This is a genomic window from Streptomyces ziwulingensis, assembly GCF_039542605.1.
In the GTDB taxonomy this organism is placed as follows: Bacteria; Actinomycetota; Actinomycetes; order Streptomycetales; family Streptomycetaceae; genus Streptomyces; species Streptomyces ziwulingensis.
Genome location: NZ_BAABIG010000007.1, coordinates 1 through 18,481, shown reverse-complemented (window position 1 = coordinate 18,481; position 18,481 = coordinate 1). Strand labels below are relative to the sequence as shown.

General features: G+C 73.7%; 4 protein-coding genes and 1 pseudogene. All 5 read right to left on the bottom strand.

Going from position 1 to position 18,481, the window contains the following annotated elements; translation table 11 throughout:
• Position 1: 1 nt before the first annotated feature.
• Entirely contained in the window at positions 2-1,993 is a 1,992-nt protein-coding gene (locus tag ABEB00_RS02990) for an SWIM zinc finger family protein (protein WP_425586422.1), read from the bottom strand.
• A 398-nt stretch (positions 1,994-2,391) separates the two neighbouring features.
• A complete protein-coding gene (locus ABEB00_RS02985) occupies positions 2,392-5,334 on the bottom strand; it encodes a DEAD/DEAH box helicase (RefSeq protein ID WP_345617239.1) in 2,943 nt (980 codons plus the stop codon).
• Between the two features lie 97 nt (positions 5,335-5,431).
• Positions 5,432-6,001 carry a sugar kinase gene (locus tag ABEB00_RS02980; protein WP_425586427.1) on the bottom strand — a complete coding sequence of 190 codons (570 nt, stop codon included), beginning with the start codon at positions 5,999-6,001 and terminating at the stop codon, positions 5,432-5,434.
• Positions 6,002-6,009: 8 nt separating this feature from the next.
• Entirely contained in the window at positions 6,010-7,158 is a 1,149-nt protein-coding gene (locus ABEB00_RS02975) for an ROK family glucokinase (RefSeq protein ID WP_345617237.1), read from the bottom strand.
• Positions 7,159-7,268: 110 nt separating this feature from the next.
• Positions 7,269-18,481 (bottom strand): annotated as a pseudogene (locus tag ABEB00_RS02970) (hypothetical protein); the annotation flags it as partial.

Here is an 18,481-nt window from a genome sequence, read left to right as displayed (position 1 = left end):
GTCAGGGTTCGCCCGGTCCGCCGAGGCCGGTCAGGGCGCCGACCGGGTCCAGGTCGGGGGTGCCGCGGGGCCACCAGTCGTCGCGGCCGGGTTCGGACTCGTAGGCGTACCACAGGCCGTCGCGGCCGAGGCGGAGCTGGACGTGACCCTGGGGGTGGGTGAGGTGGTTGCGCCAGGGACGAAAGGCGGGGAGGTCCGCGGCGAGCAGCAGGGGGCGGGCGCGGTCGAACCGGCCGGCCGGCGGGTCCCAGGGCTCCTCCAGCACCCGGAGTCCCTCCGGACCACCCTGTCGCCAGGCCGCCACCGCGCGGGCCAGCTCGGACTGGTCGCGGTCGGCCGCCGCGGCGAGGGAGGCGTAGAGCACGCGGCTGCCGGCCGTGAGCCCGGATCCCGGTCGGGCGGCGGCCAGCCGCACGGCATCCTGCCAGAGCGAGATCCCGCCGACCGGATCGCGGCCGGTGGTGAGCAGCGCGTGGGCGCGGGCGGCGGCGTCGGTGGCGAGCTGGTCCAGCGCGAAGGGGTCGGGGCCGCCGGGGGCGGCCGGGTAGGCGGGGGGCTGCCCGGGGTGCGGAGGCGTCGGCAGCGGCGGCGGCAGGGGCGGGAGCGTACGCGGGGCCAGGGCTTCGCCGGCGCGGACGCCGGGCAGCGCCGCCGGGTCCCTGTCCTGGGCGGCACGGGCCACGCGGGCCGCGTTCAGCCGGGACAGGGCGTCCAGCAGCTCACGCTCGCCGCGACCGCGCAGCAGAAGCAGCACGAACGGGTCGGCGTCCAGCAGCCGTGCCGTCTGGTAGCAGAGGGCGGCGGCGTGCTTGCAGGGGTGCCCGGAGTCGGGGCAACTGCACCGGGGGTCGAGGTCGCCGGGGCCGGGGAGCAGCGGGACGCCGCAGTCCGCGAGGGAAGGCGGCAGTTCCTTGTCGAGGAGGGCGGCGATGTGTCCGGGGCGTTCGACGGCGGCGTCCAGGAACCGTTCCCAGTCCTCCTCGTCCAGCGTGCGCAGCCGCACCTGCACGCGGTACGGCCGCGCACGGCTGCCCCGCACGTAGGCGAGGACGAGTCCGGGCGTCACGGTGATGGCGTCGACATGGCCCCGCTCGGCGTACCCGCGTCCCCGCACCAGCCGCCCGGCGTCCAGGGCTCCCTCCTCCAGCGCGGCCACCCAGGCGTTTCCCCACCACGTCCCGGCGAAGTCACCACCGGCGGCCCCGCCCGGAGGGAAGGCGGGGAACGTCCGCCGCAACTCACCGTCCCGGCCGGGGGCGGCCATGGAGTGGGGGGTGCTCGGGGGGAAGGGGCCGTCCTCCGAGTCACGTTCGGACCTCGTGGCGGGTTCGGATCTCGTGGCGGGTTCGGACCTCGTAGCGGGTTCGGACCTCGTAGTGGGTTCGGCGGGCTCCGGGGGACGGCTTCCGAAGGTCGCGTCCTCGGAAGGGATGACGTGGGAAGGGCTGTCGTCGGAAAGGCTGTCGTGGGAAGGGCTGTCGTGGGAAGGATCGTCGCCCAGCGGCTCGGCGTCCGGGGGCAATCGGAAGGCACCCGCCGCGAAGTCGCGCACGGCGCGGGCGCGGACGGCCGGGGCGGAGGTGGGGCGGGGCGGGTGACGCACGACGCCGGTGTCCTTCGCGGGCGCGTCCGCCTGGGCCCGGCGTGCCTCGCGCCGGGCAGCGCGCAGCGCCTCACGGGCCGCGTCCCCGGGACGGGCCGTCGAGGCGGCGGGGCCTGCTTCGGGTGGGGCGGACGCGGTCCCCTCACCGTCACCGGTGCCGGTGCCGGGATCAGGGACGTCGCCGGTGGCGGGGTGCGCGGCCTCGCCACCGGGCGGAAGCGGGGCGTCCCCGGCACCCGGCTGGGCAGGCGCGCCGTCCTCGTCGGGCGGCAACTGTGCGCCCGCTCCCCCGGAGGGACTCCCTACGGTGCCGTCCTCGGGGCGGGACGGTCCGGCCAGGTGTTCGTCGCCGTCCGAGCCTTTGGGCGATGCATGGTCGTCGTCAGGCACAGGCTCCTCACCCGCGACCCGCAGAGCGGATCTCGCGCGCCGCAGCGCCTCACGGGCGACGTCACCCGGCCGGTGCGCCTCGGCCTCCGCCGGCCGGCCACCCGGGACGGGACCGGCAGCGCCCACCGAGCCGGAACCGGAACCTGCCCCTGCCCCTGCCCCTGCCCCGAGAGCCTCCGTCGCCCCGGAGCCCGCAGCACTCGTCCCCGTCCCCCGCCCCGTCTCCGTCTGCGCCTCCGCCTCCGCCTCCGTGACCGTCTCGGTGACCGGGCGCGGTGCGGTAGGCGGCCGGCCCGTCGTGTCCTGTGCCGGTGACTCCTCCGTGGGTTCTGTCGTCGCCTCCTGCCGTTCCCGGGCCGCGCGCAGCGCGCGGCGGGCCTCGTCGGCGGGGCGGGGGGTCATGAGGTGCTCCGCAGGGAGACCAGGTCGGACAGCTCACGGTCGGTCAGTTCGGTGAGGGTGGACTCGCCGCCGCCGAGGATCGCGTCGGCGAGGGCCCGCTTGGACTGGAGCATCTCGGCGATACGGTCCTCCACCGTCCCCTCGGTGATGAGGCGGTGGACCTGCACGGGCTGGGTCTGGCCGATGCGGTAGGCGCGGTCGGTGGCCTGTTCCTCGACGGCCGGGTTCCACCAGCGGTCGAAGTGGACGACGTGGCCCGCGCGGGTGAGGTTCAGGCCGGTGCCCGCCGCCTTCAGGGACAGCAGCAGGACCGGTGTCGCACCGCTCTGGAAACGGTCCACCATCCGTTCGCGCTCCGGCACCGGCGTGCCGCCGTGGAGCAGTTCCACCGGGACCGCGCGGGCGGTGAGGTGGGCGGTGAGGAGGCGGGCCATGCCCACGTACTGGGTGAAGACCAGCGCCGAGCCGTCCTCGGCGAGCAGCGTGTCCAGCAACTCGTCGAGCAGGGCCAGTTTGCCGGAGCGGGCAGCGGCCCCGTCGCCCTGGAGCCGGGGGTCCTCCTTGAGGTACAGCGCGGGGTGGTCGCAGATCTGCTTGAGGGAGGTGAGGAGCTTGAGGACCAGTCCCCGGCGGGCCATGCCCTCGGCGGCCTCGATGACGGCCATCGACTCGCGCACCACCGCCTCGTACAGCGCGGCCTGTTCGCGGCTGAGCGCCACGGAGTGGTCCGTCTCGGTCTTCGGCGGCAACTCGGGGACGATGCCCGGGTCGGACTTGCGGCGGCGCAGCAGGAAGGGGCGGACCAGGCGGGCCAGCCTCGCCACCGCCTCCTCGTCCTCGCCGGTCTCCGCCGCGCGGGCGTGCCGGGCCCGGAACGACTTCAGGGGGCCGAGCAGGCCCGGGGTGGTCCAGTCGAGGAGCGCCCACAGTTCGGAGAGGTTGTTCTCCACGGGGGTGCCGGTCAGAGCCACGCGGGCGGGGGCCGGCAGGGTGCGCAGGGCCTTCGCGGTCGCCGAGTACGGGTTCTTGACGTGCTGGGCCTCGTCGGCGACGACCATTCCCCACGGCCGGCCGGCGAGGGTGGCGGCGGCCGACCGCATGGTGCCGTACGTGGTGAGGACGAAGCCGCCGTCCAGGTCGTCCAGGGAGCGGTCGGGGCCGTGGAAGCGGCGGACGGGGACACCGGGCGCGAACCGGGTGATCTCCCGCTGCCAGTTGCCCAGGAGGGAGGCCGGGCAGATCACCAGGGTGGGTTCGGGGCGGGCGCGCTTCAGGTGCAGGGCGATCAGGGTGACCGTCTTGCCCAGGCCCATGTCGTCGGCGAGGCAGCCGCCGAGGCCGAGCGAGGTCATCAGGTCCAGCCAGGCCAGGCCCCTGAGCTGGTAGTCGCGGAGGGTGGCGTGCAGGCCGGGCGGGGGTTCGGCGGGGAGCGGGCCGCCGGTGAGCCGGTCGCGCAGGGTGGCCAGCGCGCCGACCGGGACGGCCTCGACCGTCTCGCCGTCGACCTCGGCGCTGCCGGTCAGGGCCACGGACAGGGCGTCGACCGGGTCGAGCAGCCCGAGGTCGCGTTTGCGGGCGCGGCGGACCAGGGCCGGGTCGACCAGCACCCATCGGTCGCGCAGCCGGACGACCGGGCGGTGGGCCTCGGCGAGCCGGTCCATCTCGGCCTCGGTGAGCGGATCGCCGCCGAGCGCGAGCTGCCAACTGAAGCGGAGCAGTGCCTCGCTCTCGAAGAAGCCCGTGCCGTCGGTGGCGGAGCCGGGCGCGGTCCGGACCACCGCCGCGGCGGTGAGGTCCTGTGCCAGGTCGCGGGGCCAGTGCACGGCGACGCCCGCGGCGGCGAGCCGGGTGGCCACCACCCCGAGGAGGTCGGTCACCTCGTCCTCGGACAGGGCCAGTACGTCGGGCGCGTCCTGCTCGGTGAGCCGGTCCAGCGGCGGCCAGATGCGGGCGGCGCGCCGTACCGCGAGGGCCGTGTCGACGCGGGCGCGCGCCCCGAAGGCGGGGTCCGCCGCGCCCGACCACAGGTCGGCGACGTCGGTGACGAGGGTGGGGTCGGCGAGGCTGTGCACCTGGACCACGGCGGCTCCCGCGGCGCGCCCGCGGCCCTCTCCCGCGCCGCCGCCCCCGGGGCCCTGCCCGGTGCCGTCCCCGACGCTGTCGAAGAGGTCGAACGCCGAGAGGTCCAGGCGGAGCGAGATCCGTACGCCCGCGTCCATGCCCGCGGCGACCTCGGCGGCCCAGTCCCGTGCGTGGGGCAGGCGCTGGGCGGGGCGTGCCGCGAACGGTCCGCCGAGGGCGTGCGGCGCGGCCGGGGTGCGCGGCAGGGTGTCGGTGACCGCGTCCAGGAAGGAGCGGATCAGGGCGCGCGGCTCGGGCAGCCGGATCGGGCCGGGTCCTTCCAGGGGGACGGCGTGTCCCTCGGGCGGCAGGGCGGCGGCCACCGCGCGCAGGTGGGCCATGTCCTCCGGGTCCAGGGGGCCGGCCCGCCAGGCGTCGTGGCCCGCCGCGGTGAGGCCGGGGAGCAGGCGGCCGCGGGCGGTGAGCCGCAGGGCGTGCAGGGCGGCGGCGCCCCAGCAGGCGGTGGCGGGGTGGGCCGCGGGGTCGTGCCGGGCGCTCGTCAGCAGGGGCAGCGCCGCTTCGAGCGGGAGCGTCAGCGCCGGGACCTGCCCGCGCCGCACGCCGGGTCCGTGGCGCCGTACGACGGTGAGCCGGGTCAGCGCGGCGGGCGCGGAACCGTCCTCGGGCGTCTGGGGAGGAGTGGGCAGTTCGCCGTCGGCGGGGTCCCAGAAGGCGACGCGTCCCTCGCGCGGGAGCGGGGCGGGCAGGAAGACGGCGGCGAGCCGGAGGGGCACGCGGAAGCCGGGGTCCTGCGGCAGTGCCGCCGATCCGACCGGTGTGGCCGGTGTGGCCGGTGTGACCGTGGTCGTGTCGCGCATACGTTCTGTCACCTCCCGCCCGCCGTGTCGGATCAACTGTCTTCGACTCTAAGGGCGGGGTCTGACAATCGGCTCCGGACGCCGGCCGGCGGTCCGGTCAGGGGGTGGTGCGGGAGACGACGTAGACCATGGGGAGGTCCGGATCGGCGAGGTTCACGACGACGTCCCGGGTCGGCGCGGGGTCCTTCTGGGTGTGGATCAGGCCCCACCACGAGCCCGTTCCGGAGAACTTCCAGTGCGTGACCCGCTGGTCGCGGTGGCTGATGGTGATGTCGCCCCGCTTCAGGTCGCCCCGGTCGACGCCGACGCCGGCGAGGAAGGCGTCGAGCCCGGCGGAGGTGGTCTCGAACTGGACGTAGAGGCGGCTGGTCTTCCAGTTGTTGGTCTCGTAGGACGCGACCTTGGCGGCCGGGTGCGGCACGGGGACCTGGTAGAGGCGGCGCTGGAGCTTGGAGGGCCAGCCCTCGCTCAGGCCGGTCGCCGAGTACTTCGCCTCCTTGTCCTTGCCGCTGTCGCGGCTCTGGGCGGCGGAGATCACCAGGTAGCCGGCCGGGATGCCGATGAGCAGCACGATGATGATCAGGGTGAGTGCCCGGCGGCGGATCATGCGGCGGTGGTTCTCGGGCGGGCGCCCGGCGTCGTCGGAGGATGCGGTCTGCTGCGTCATGGTGTCCGTCACAGGGTCTCCCCGTCCGTCCTGCGAGCCTCCGCGTACCGCTCGTACCGCTCGTGGCGCTCCACCCGGCGGCGCTTGGCGCGGCGGAAGCGGCGGGCGACCAGCCGGGCCAGGTCGGCGGCGCCGACCATGCCGGCCTCGGGGCCGAGCTGGGCGCGGACGATCCGGGCCTCGGGGCGGTAGCCGCGACCGGTGAGCTGGCGCTTGAAAGCGTCCCGGGCCGGTCCGATCAGCAGGTCGTCGGCGGCGCTGACACCGCCGCCGATCACGAAGCAGGAGGGGTCGAGGGCGGCGGCGAGGTTGGCGATGCCGACGCCGAGCCACTGGCCTATGTCCTGGAGCAGCTCGACGCACATGGCGTCGCCGTCGCGGGCCAGCTCGGTGATCATCGGGCCGCTGATGTCGCCGATGCTGCCCTTGACGTGTTCCAGGATCCCGTACGCCACCGGGGAGTCGGCGGCGGCCATCTCGCGGGCCTCGCGGACCAGCGCGTTGCCGGAGCTGTACTGCTCCCAGCAGCCGCGGTTGCCGCACGGGCAACGGTGGCCGCCGGGGACGACCTGCATGTGGCCGAACTCTCCGGCGACGCCGTACTTGCCGCGCTTGACCTGGCCTTCCTCCAGGATCGCGCCGCCGATGCCGGTACCGAGAGTGATCATGACGAGGTGGTCCTCGCCGCGGCCGGCGCCGAACCGCCACTCGGCCCAGGCGGCGGTGTTGGCGTCGTTGTCCACCAGGACGGGCACGGAGAGGCGTCCGGAGAGGCGGTCCCGGAGGGGCTCGTTGCGCCAGGACAGGTGGGGGGCGAACAGGACGCGGTTGCGGTCGGCGTCGACCCAGCCGGCCGCGCCGATGCCGACGGCGTGCACGTCGTGCCGGTCGGACAGGTCCAGGACCAGTTCGACGATGGTGTCCTCGACGACCCTGGGGCTCTTGGACTTGTCCGGGGTCTCCGCGCGGACCTTCTCCAGGATGGTGCCGTCGGCGTCGACGACGCCCGCCATCACCTTGGTGCCGCCGATGTCGATGCCGACCGTGGGCACGCGGGGTGCCGTGAGGTGGGAGCGGCGCTCCCTCGTGCCGACCGTGCGGAGCACGGTGGCCCGGCGGGAGCCGATGGGGGCGGTGAGGTCGCGGTAGGTGCTCATCGGGTGCGATTCTGCCGCACGGCTCCGGTGGGTGCCGAATGGCACGGTCACGGGGTGGCGAGGATCATGCCGGGGGTGCTCTCCGCCCGGCCGGGAGGTACACCGGCCGGTCAGGGATGGCTCTGGTCGCCGTGCGCGTGGTCGGTCGCCTGCTGGGCCATTCGGGTCAGGGCCGCGAAGTACCGCTCGGCGGTCTGGAACGGCACCACGTCGGTCGTTCCGCCGAAGTGACGTATTTCCACGACCACCTGCGGCCGATGGTGGGGAGGGTGAGGAGACCGGTCCAGATCCGGCAGGGTGAACATCTTTCCGAAGATTTCTCGCTGGGTGATGCGTGGTCCGTTGCTCACGATGCCGCTGAGGACGACGTCCCGAAGTCCCAGGCCCTCGTACTGCGCCTGCAACGGGCGCTGGACGGGCGCGCCGGTCTCCTGTGCGTACTGTTGCGCGTACGACGGCATTCGCCGCAGCAGGGCCGTCTCGAAGTCCAGGATCACTTGCTCCGAGAGCGCGTTCAGCATGAGGCTCGCCCTGTCGCTCAACTCCGCACGGATCTTGTGCAGGTCGATGCGTGACAGCATGGCCGTCTGCGATTTCCCGAGCCCGTTCAGAACCATGAGGGAGGCGAACGCGGCCCCGGTCGTATAGGTGAGCAGCAGGAGCCCTTGAAGTTCCCGCAGGTCTCTGCTGTCGAGGGGCGTGTGGTTCCTGTCGGCCAGATTTCGCACTTTCATTGTTTCGGTACGGGCGAAGGCGACGCCGTCCTGGAGGTGCTCACTCGCGAGGACGTCACCGGCGGGGTCCTGCCTGATGTGCGGGGAGATGAGTTCCGCGAATTCCATCAGGGCCGCCAACTCGAAGCTGTACGTGTATTGCGGATGAACTCCTACGACTCCGCCGTCGACCGCCGGTATGTAGTTCAGGTACTCGGCCGTGGGGTGCAGCTCGTATCCGTCCTGTGGCCTGAAGAGGTGCGTGAGGGGGATCTTCCGGTGCCGCAGGCGGCGCCCGGCGACTTGCGACGACGCGAGATTGACTGTCTCGAAGAGGCGTCCGAGGTGCTGGAAGACCTGCCCGGGGGTGCGGCCGAGCTGGTCGACTTCGCCCGCGAGAACCGCCATGGGCGTCTCCACGACGACTTCGAACACCCACAGGGGCACTCGCTGGGTCACGTCCGGGCGGGTGGTTCCTCCCGTGGCCACGTCCTTTGTGCTGAGGAAGGAGAACGGCCCTCCGTCCACATCGATACGAATACCGTAAGAGGGGTTCCTCGCCAGGTAGGGCAGCTTTTCCGGTTCGATCTCGGTGTTGCCGCGGGACGCCGGGAGACGTCCTTCGAGATAGCCGCTGTAGACCTCCAGTTCGGTCGACCCCTTCCCGTATTCCAGGGTCCGGGGAGGGTCGGTGAGCGCGTGTCCGGTGGAGGTGGACTCGGAGTTCCGCCGATGCATTCCGCCCGGCGCTTCGACGGGATGAACCTGCTGTCCGTGGGCGTCGACGAAGAGGACCCGGACGTCCACGGGGGGACGCAGGTGTGCACGCGATATCAGGCGACGGCCCTTGCTGTTCTCCGGGTTTATCCAGTCCACCGGATGCATCTCATCGGCGGTTCTGTAGGCCATGAGAGCGTGTCCCACCCCGTCGGAGGGGCGCCAGAGAATCAGGGCGGTGGCGCCTGCCGCCATTCCGGTCAGGGCCGTCTCCACACTTTCCCATGAGGTCACTCGTGACCATTCGGAGTTCATGCCCATTCGGTGTTTCGGCGCACGGGATCCGACGTTGATGTCATCCGCGGTGCGAGCGGAACGCACGAAGGGGTGCAGTCTTTCCGGCTGGAGTTGCCGCAGGACGCCGAGGAGAAGCTCGACGCAGAATTCGGGCGTATGCGGTCGCGCCGTCGAGGTGACCGCCTCGACCGCCCGGTCGACGCGTTCCTCCAGAGTTCTGCGGTCAAGGACACGGAGGACTCCGTCCGCCGCCTGATGCTCCGCCCCCGTGATGGCGTGGCTCGGCCGGATCGTCCCGTGCGGGGACCGCTGGGGGACACGGTGCGAGGACCTCGTACCGGTCCGGCCGCCACGTCCGGCGCGCGTGGCCGAGCGCCCGGAGGGTGGCCCCGAGGCGTGGAGTCGCTCGACTGTTCCACCGAGGGAGGTGCCGCTCGCCCTGCGGGTGCCGCCCAGCGTCCCGTACGTCGACGACCGGATGCCGGGAGTCCGCGTCACCAACTGCTCCGTCACCGTGATCGCCGCCGCCTGGGCCTCGGCCTGGGACCACTCGTCGGGTCCCGCTCCCACCAGTAGTCCCGCGACGTGGACGAGTGCCTCCCGCTGCGCCTGTCGCAACGCCTCGGACCGCTCGTCCTGCCCTATCAGCAGGGCGGGGCGCAGCAACGCCACCGCGTGGTTCCACGCCCGGTCCCACGGCGTGACCACGGCGAGTCCCGGACCGGTCTGTTCTGAGCGCGCCCCCGGATGAGCCTGACCCAGCGGATCGCCACCCGAAAGAGTATGCCCGGACGATGAGGGGCCGGCGGGCCAGTGGGAGAGTTCGAATCCCTGGCCGGCTCCCCCGGTGTGGTGCGGCTCGGGTGCGAACCGCCCGGCGGAGGTGTCCTCGGCCCTCTGTCGGTCCAGGACGGTGGTGGCCAGGTAGTGGTCCGCTCCCGCGCCGGCCCGCGTCAGACGGACCAACGTGAGCGGCGTACCGTCGGCCGCGCCCACGTGGTGTTCGGCTCCGTCCGGCTGCACGATCGTCAACGCCAGTCCGAAGGCACGGGCGGCCAGCATGGGAGCGATGTCCCCGCTCGCGCTGTCGTAGTGGCCGGGCGTCCGCAGATCATGGAGGAGACGCCGGCGGTCCGCCTCGCCCCAGCCGTCGTGGATCTGCTGGAGCGCGCTGTCCCGCGCCATCCGCGACAGTTGCGTCCAGTCCCCGTTCGCGGGACCGGCCGGCCCCCACTGCGCCCGGAGGAACTGTTCCGCTCGGTCCGTGGCCTGGTTGGCCTGCGCCATGGCCTCCACATGGGCGGTGAAGGCCGGGTCCGAGGCGAACGCCTCCTCCAGCACCGCCGCCATGGCACGGCGGATGGCCCACGGGGTGAGCAGACCGTACTCGTCCACGTCCCGTACCTCGGTGGCGGACCCCGGCCTCCCGGCGGCTCTCGGGTGCCGGGCGAAAACCTCGGGCGCGGTCATTCGCAGCGCGTACAGGAGGCAGTCACCGTCCGCGACGACCTCCACCGCGGTCAGCCCGCGAGCGGCGAGGACCAGGTGCTGCTCGGCCGTCAGTCCGCCGACGTGGGTGGCGGCCCCTGGTTCCGCCGGCATGCCGTCGTACCACTGCGTCGTGGCCCCTTGGCCTCCCTGTCCGTCACGAGCGGCCGCATCCCGTACCTCCGCATCCCACCCGGCGGCCAGTGCCCGGGCCTGCGTGTCACTCATACCGGCGGCGAGGCCGTCCACGACCCGCAGCACCGCCAGATCCCGGGCTGCCCGCACCTCGTCGGCCGCCGGTTCGAGCCCGACCGGATCGGCGGGCTCCACCAGACCCGCCGCCCTACCCCACAGAACCTGGAAGTGCTCCGCGCCGAGCCACCGCACGAGACGGTCCTGCGTCTCGGCGGCCGTCTCCGACACGGGTTCCAGAGCCCCACCCAGGAAACCGTCCAGCTCCGGATACGGGTTGAAGTCCATGCCCAGGTCCATGCTCAGGCCCATGTCCATGCCCAAGTCCATGCCCAGGCCCAGGTCCATGCCCAAGTCCATGCCCAGGTCCATGCTCATGCCCAGGTCCATGCCCAGGCCCAGGTTCGCGCCCATGCCCTGGTCCGCCCCCATGCCCTGGTCCGCGCCCATGCCCGGTTCGATGTGCTGACCGGAGGATTCCTGGCCGTCCGCCCCGAGCCCGGACCAGGACAGGTCGAGGCCCTCCCACTCCGTGCCGGCCCACGACGCGTCCAGGTCGTCACCCGGCCGACCGCTCAGCCACTGGTCCAGATCGGACAGCACCTGGTCGAGTGAGTCGTCTCCACCCGCCAGTTCCTCGCCGTCCCGCATCGCCCCGCCGGGATCGTGCTCCTGCCCGGCCGTGTCGATGCCCGGCGCCGTCTCCGTGCGCGACGCCTCCGCCCCCGCACCGGACGTACCGGACACACCGGACGCATCCGCGGTCCGCTCGGCGGCGGCCGACCGTGCGCCGGGCCTTCGCCGTTCGCTGGACAGTGTGCCGAGGATCGTGTCGGCCCACCCGGCGCCGAACACCTTCCGCAGTTCGGCGCGCTGTGCGGGGTCGACGCTGTGGTGATCGGCGTACCGGAGCGTGCCGATCCAATGGGCGATGTCCACGGTGGCCCGGCCGCCGGGTACCGGGACGGCCCGCAGCTCCTCGGCCGGCAGCGGCCCGGACGGCACCCGGCCGTTCAGGTGGGCCCGCATCGTCGTCAGCACGTCGCGGGTGGGCCACCGCATACCGACCGACTCCCACCACGACACGACAGGCTGCGGCAGACGGGATAGGCCCACCGTGAACCGCAGCGAGGCGAGGTACCTCGCCAGTGCCGGATGCTGCCTGCCGACCTCCAGATGGCCGTTCTCGGCGTGGAAACGCTGTGCCGCCCCACGCTGGTGCTGGGCCGTACCGGCGGAGAGGCGGCCGCGCCGGCGGGCAGCGGCCAGGCCGTGATCCGGTACTTCCAGCCAGTGTTCCGCGTGCAGCCGTTCCATCTGGGCCTGGTTCAGACGTACCCCCCACCTGTCGGACACCCAGTCGGCGACCGCCCCGAAGGTCGCCTGCGGTGATCGCCGGAAGTGTGCGAAGAGTTCGGTTCGCCGGTCCGGTGGCGGATACTCCGGCCAGTGCGGACGTTCGAAAGGTGGCCGCTGGGCGGGCGAGGCCCACAGTCGGCGCCGCCACGCCTCCTGCTGCCGCACCCCTACGGACCACTCCCGCGCGTCGACGTCGATCGGCGCCCCCGGACCCCCCGGCTCGGCCTCTTCACCCTCCGGCTCGGCCTCCGCGCGCTGCGGCTCGGAACTCGGACCGAACAGGCTCTCCATCTCCTCGTCCTCGGACGCCTCCCCGGCGGCACGTTCCGGCGCCCCGGCCCGCACCCGGGCACTGTCACGCGCAGACCGAGCGGCGGTCCGCCGCGGACGCGCCCCAACGGACTGACCGGACTCACCCCGGGGAAAGGCGCGCGCCTTGTCCCGCTGCCCGAGCACCCAGTCACCCCACTCCTGCCCGAAGCCCTCGTACAGGAGGCTTCGCTCCGCCGCGGTGAGTTTGGGTGCCTTGCCGAACGTCCTGATCCAGGCGGCGAGATCGAAGGTGGCCGCGTGGCCCGGGACGGTCACCGCCTCGATGTCGGAACTCGCCGGCGGCACCGTGATGACGCCGTTCCGGCCGGCCCGGTACGCCTCGGCCGCCGCTGCCGCCTGCCGCACCGGCCACCGCATGCCCATCCCGTCCCACAGGTCGACCACCGACTGGGGCAGCGAAGAACGCTGTTGGCGGAGGTTGTTGAGGACCAGCCTGATGTCGTATCGCTTGTTCGGGCCGTCGACCATCGTGCCGGTGGGGACTTCGAGGTGCCCGTGGGCGTTGAAGAACGTCTCGGCGGCCCGGTGCTTCCAGCCACCGCGCTCCAACGCCGCGAGTTCCGCGCTCGTGTGCCCGCGGGCATCACGCCGCCGGCCCGCGCCGGAGTCCTCGGAGACGCCGTCCGTCCCGGTCGGCGCCTGCGGCACGAACCACCGCCGGAGGAGCGTTTCGGCCCACTCCCTGTTCACGGCTGTTTCGACGCCCGGCCCGTCCAGGGACCGCAGATGTTCCAGCCTCTCCCGCCACTGCGCGAGGTTGGCCGTGGCCTGCCAGCCCGGTACCGCGACGGCCCGGATCTCCTCGTCCGGTGGCGGCGCCGCGAGCGTACGACCGTCGAGGTAGGTCCTCGCGGCCTCCAGCATGTCCTCGGTGGACCACCGCATGCCGACCGAGTCCCACCAGTCCACCAGGGGCTGCGGAAGTCCGGCGACGGTCCCCGTGCTCCGCAGTTCCTGTACGTAGCCGCCCAGGTCGACCCGGAGCCCCTGCGCGAGCACCTCGTGCGCGGCGGGGACCTCCAGGTCGTGGTGTTCCTGGAAGTACTGCCACGCCGCGACGGAGTGGAGCGGTGACCAGCCGGGACGAGCAGGCCCGGTCGGCACCGGCAACGGCACCGTTCGGCGGTAGGCGTCGTGCAGCCGCGCCAACTGCGTCTGCTCCAGTCGCACCCCGAACGCGCTGCGCGCCAGGTCGGCGACCACGCCGAACGTCAGTACCTCCTGCGCCGCGGCCTCCCGTTCGCGTCGCATCAACTCGGCCGCGAGCTGCCGTGCCTGCGGGGGTGTCAGTCCCAAGTCGGCGGCCGCTGCCGCGGCGGACTGGTCCGGTGCGGAGTACCACGGCCGGGATCGCCGTATCCGTTCCTGAAGCCGCCACCCGGCCGCGGTCCGCGCGTCCGCGAGGTCCGACGCGGGTGCCCTGTGCTGCCGCGCGTCCGCGAGGTCCGACGCGGGTGCCGGGTGCTGCTGCCGGTGAGCGGGCCCGGCGGCTCCCTGTGTCCCGGATTGGCCGCCCCGGGCGGTGACGGCGGTCGCGGCGCCCGGCTCACCGTGCGGTTGGCTGCCCGCGAGGGCGCGCGCCGCCCGGTGCTCCCGGAACAGCCAGTCGGTCCACACCGAGCCGAAGCCGCCCAGGAGGGCCCGGTAGTCCGCTTGCGTGGCCTCCGGCTTCCTCAGGAACGCCTTGCTCCACGCGGCGAGGTTGAAAGTGGCCTGATGGCCCGGCACGACGACCGCCGCGAGGTCGGCATCCGGCGGCGGCACCGCGAGGTCGGCCCCTCGGCCGTCGCGGTACGCGCGAGCCGCTTCCGCCGCGCTCGACGCGTGCCAGCGCAGGCCCAACTCGTCGTAGGCGTCGACGACCGGCTGCGTGAGCTGTCTGCGGTCCTTGCGCACGGCATCGAGTCCCAGTCGGAGGTCATGGGTTTTCGAACCGTCGGCCGCAGAAGTGTTCGCGGGCACTTCGAGATGGCCGTTGGCCTCGGCGAAGGCCTTCGCGCCTCGGTACTTCCAGTCCGCCGTGATGTCCCGCTGTGCACGGGTGGTCCGCCTGGCCGCGGGCGCCACCGTGTCGGCTCCTCGGCTCGATCCGGCGGCGCTGCTCTCGGGCACGTACTGGAAGGCCCCGAGCACCTGGCCGGCCCAGGCAGCCCCGAGCGCCTCGTTGACCTGGGGCGTCCGGGCGGCCAGGGAGTGGTACCGCAGGGTCTCCCGCCAGTGCGCCAGGTCGGCTCTGGCCTGCCAGCCGGGGACTTCGACGGCCCGGATCCGCTCGTCGGGCGGCGGCTCGGCGAACGTCCGGCCGTCACGGTGATTCCGCCCGGCCTCCAGCATGTCCTCGGTGGACCACCGCATGCCGACCGACTCCCACCAGTCGACCAGGCCCTGGGGAAGTCTGGCCGCGGGACCCTTGTCGCGCAGCTCCCTGATGTGACGTCCCACGGGGACGTGCTGCCCCCGTATCTGCGCGGCATCACGGTAGGAGACCTCCAGGTGCAGATGGTCCCGGAAGTACTGCCACGCCGCGACGAAGTGCGGCCAGGACCAGCCCATGTGGCGAGAGCTGTGCGGCAGCGGTGCGCTGCGGCGGTACACCTCGTGCAGCCGTTCCAGTCGGGTCTGCTCCAGTCGCACCCCGTACCGCTGGTGCACCAGGTCGGAGACGGAACCGAAGGTCAGCACCTCTGGCGCGGCGGCGATCCGCTCCCGCGCCTGTAGGTCCGAGAACAGTTCGTCGCGCTGTTCCCCGGTGAGCCCGGTGTCCTCCTGCCCCGGGCCGGGGAGCTGCTGTTCCGCTTCCGAGGCCCACGGTCTCGATCGCCGGATGCGTTCTCGGAGCCGGCCCGCCCTCTCCGTTTCCTCCGGTGCGGTGACGGATGCCGCTCGCGGAGCCGGCGGCGCTCCACCGCGCAGTCCGGGCCGGGAGGTGCGGAGGCCGGCCGTCCGCCGCGCCAGTGTGTCGGCCAGTGCCTCGGCCCGCGCCCTGCTCATGCCGCCGGCGAGGCCCGCCGCGACCCTCGTCACCGCCGCGTGCTGTGCCGCCCGCAGTTCCTCGACCTCCGGCTCCAGACCGATCAGGAGGGCGGGCCGCACCAGACCCGCCGCCCGGTCCCACAGCGCCTGGAAACGCCGCGGTCCGACCGACCGCACAAGACGGTCCCGCAGCTCATCGGTCGTCTCCGCCACCTGACGCGGCTCGTCGCCGGCACGGTGGGGACGAGCCGCGGCCAGGCCGGAGCGGAACGCGTCGGTCCATTCCGCCTCGTGGGCGGCCCGGGACGGGGACAGCGCCCGGGGCGCCCACAGCAGTTCGTAGGCGGCCAGGAAGTCGGCGCGGAACTCGTCGGCCAGTTCCGCGAGCCTGTCGCTGTCCACGTCCCGGTGGTCGCGCAACGCCTCGAAGGAGCGGCCCGCGGAGTGCAGCGCCGTCGTGATCCCCGCCTCGAAGGTCAGGTGGGCGGGCAGGGCGCGCGCCTGGTCGGCCAGGACGGCGTCCCAGCGGGGTACGGCGCCGGCCAGTTCCTGACTCGTGAGCGGGCGCTCGGTGAACTCGGTGAACTCGGTGAACTCGGTGAACAGCGTGTCGAACGCGGACCGCAGCCGTTCGGCCAGCCCGGCCCGCGCCCGGGACGCGTCGGCCTCGGTGAGCGCCTCGTCGCCGTGGACCGCGCGCCACCTCTGGAGCTGTTCGTCGAAGAGGCGGCCGGAGACGGCGTTCACGTGGTCGCGGGCGTGCCGCACGGTGAGCCAGGTGTGCAGCCGGTCGGGGTCGGTCAGCTCGGCGTACGCGGAGCGCCGGCGCTCCGTCCGCTCCCCCGCGTCACCGCGGCCGGCCGTGGCGTGGTCCGGACCGAGAAGCCGGTCGAAGCGGTCGTCGACGGCGGCGGCCACCGCTACCTCAAGAGCGCGGCGCAGCATCGGGCGCGGTCGGGCGAAGTCCACCGGGAAGCGGTCCAGGAACAGCGGTGCCGTCCGGGGACCGGCCGCGCTCCAGGAGGCGGCGGCATCCGCGACGGCCTCCCGCGCACGCAGGATCTCCGTCTCGCGGGCCGCCTGGGAGGCCAGTCGGGCGGGCAGCTCGGCCAGAATCCCGCCGACCCGCTCCTCCCAGACCCGCCAGGGCTGCCAGGACTGCCAGGACTGCCGGACCTGTGGCGGCCCGGTGCCTTCGGAGACGAGCCCGGCCGCACCGGCCGCGGTGGGGAAGGAGTGCTCGTAGGCACGCCGTAACTCCTCACGCGCGTCCTCCCGCACTCGGGCGCGGCCCGGCTCGGAGACCTGGCGGTTCCCGGCGTCGGACGTCGCCGGCAGTTCCCGGCTGCTCCGGTCGAGCCCGTCGTGGAAGGAGGCGGCCACTTCCTCGAACGCCGCGTCGAGCCGGGCCGTCTGCCCGAGCAACAGGGCGTGCCGGTCGAACTCCCCCGCGAGTCCGGCGACCAGGGCGCGCAGGCGCCGACTCCCCTGCCGTAGCACGTCGTTCATCGCGGTGCGGGGGTCGAGGCCGGCCGACGTCTCGCGCAGGGCCTCCTCCCAGCGCTCGCGGAAGTCGGCGGCGGCCCGTTCCCCCACGGCGGTGACCAGGTCGGCGGACAGCTCGAACGGCATCCGGTCCCCGTCGGCCGGCCGGCCGCGCCAGGCTTCGGTCAGCCGTTCCTCCCAGACCCGCAGCGCGCGGTCGAACGCGGCATCACCCCGGTCGACCGCCACCTCCCGGACCGCCGCGACCGTGACGGCATCCCATGGTTGCCGGGCCGCTGTCAGCGGGCCGGTGCGGGCCTGCGCCAGCAAGTCGGCGTACCGCTGGCGCAGTTCCGTCTGCGCGGCGTGCCAGGCCGGGACGCGCCAGTCGCGGGAGTCGGTCCGCACCGGGGGCGGGACGAGTTCGGTGAGCGGCGCGGTGCCCTGACCGTCGGACGGGGCGGCCTTAACGGCCGTCGCGGCGCGTGCGGCCTCGGTGGTGTGGACGAACTCCTCGCGCAGGTCGCCGAGGTGGTTCCGGGTCCAGTCGGCGGTGGCCGAGTGGGACATCCGCACCGTGGTACCGGAGTGTCGCTCCAGGAGGCGGGTGAAGTCCTGGTGCAGCCGGTGCCGGGACTCGGCCACCTCGTGCAGTGCGGTGGCCTGGTCCCGGAACCGTGCCAGGACCTCGCCACGGGCGTGCGGACCGTGGAGGTCGAGCTGTCCGAACAGGGGCTCGGCGACGGCCCGGCGCTGCCGCTCGTACCAGGAAGCCAGTTCGCCGTTCCAGGCCGGGTCGGCCGCGAACCGGGCGATGTACTCGCCGAACATGCCGCGTTCCGCGACCACGGCGGGTGCCCGCCGCCGCTGGTGCGTGGCGGCCTGGCGAATGTCCTCGGCCAGCCGGTCCATGCGCTGCCCGCGCTCGCCGGCGTCCTGTACGGCCGTGGCCTCGTGCCACTGGGCGACGAACCGTTCACGCAACGCGCCGAGCTGCCGCGCGTACCAGCGGTGCGTCCGGTCGCTCCAGGTGGCCCGGCCGTCGGCCAGGTCGACGCGTTCGCCGTGCGATCCGGTGGTGCGCAGTACGGCGTCGAAGGCGGCGCGGGCCTGCCGGTCCGCCGCCCAGGCGGCGTGCGCCTCGGCGTACCGCTGCCGGAACGCCTCCGCCTGCGCGGCGGCCGTTTCGACGGCCGGACGACCCGCCATCACGTCCTGGAACTCCTCGGCCAGCGCGGCGGCCTGCGACGAGGCGGCGAAGGCCGTGCCGCCGCGGTCGATGGGCAGCACGGTGGCGATGTCGCGGTCGAAGACCTGGCGTGCCTGTTCCCGGGCGGCGAGAGCGTCCCGGGTGGCCGCGAGCCGGGTGTCCAGATCCGCGAGAGCGCCGGCACGGTCCCGCGCCCAGGTGTCGGCGAACGCCTCCCGGACGGGGGCGAGCCGGCCCGCCGCCTCCGGGGCGCGCAGTTCGGGGAAGTCCGTGAGCCGGGTCTCGAACTCGCCGTACGCCCGGTCCCGGGCCTCGACGGTGGTGCGCAGGTCCGCGAGCGCCTCGGCAACGGGGTGCGGTGAGGCTGCCGCGCCGGCCGGCCGGAGGGGAGCGGTGGAGGCGGTGGGAGTGGTGGAGGCGGTGGAAGTGCCGGGAGTGGGAGTGGGTGTGGGTGTGGGGTCCTGACGGGTGATCAGTTCCTGGGTCTGGAGCTGTGTGCCGGTGTCGGTGCCGGTGTCGGTGCCGGTGTCGGTGTCGGTGTTGCGGGCCGTGGTGG

Excerpts from the sequence above, each read along its gene's own strand:
- ABEB00_RS02975 (WP_345617237.1), bottom strand. The coding sequence starts at position 7,158 with ATGAGCACCTACCGCGACCTCACCGCCCCCATCGGCTCCCGCCGGGCC.
- ABEB00_RS02980 (WP_425586427.1), bottom strand. The coding sequence starts at position 6,001 with ATGACGCAGCAGACCGCATCCTCCGACGACGCCGGGCGCCCGCCCGAG.
- ABEB00_RS02985 (WP_345617239.1), bottom strand. The coding sequence starts at position 5,334 with ATGCGCGACACGACCACGGTCACACCGGCCACACCGGCCACACCGGTC.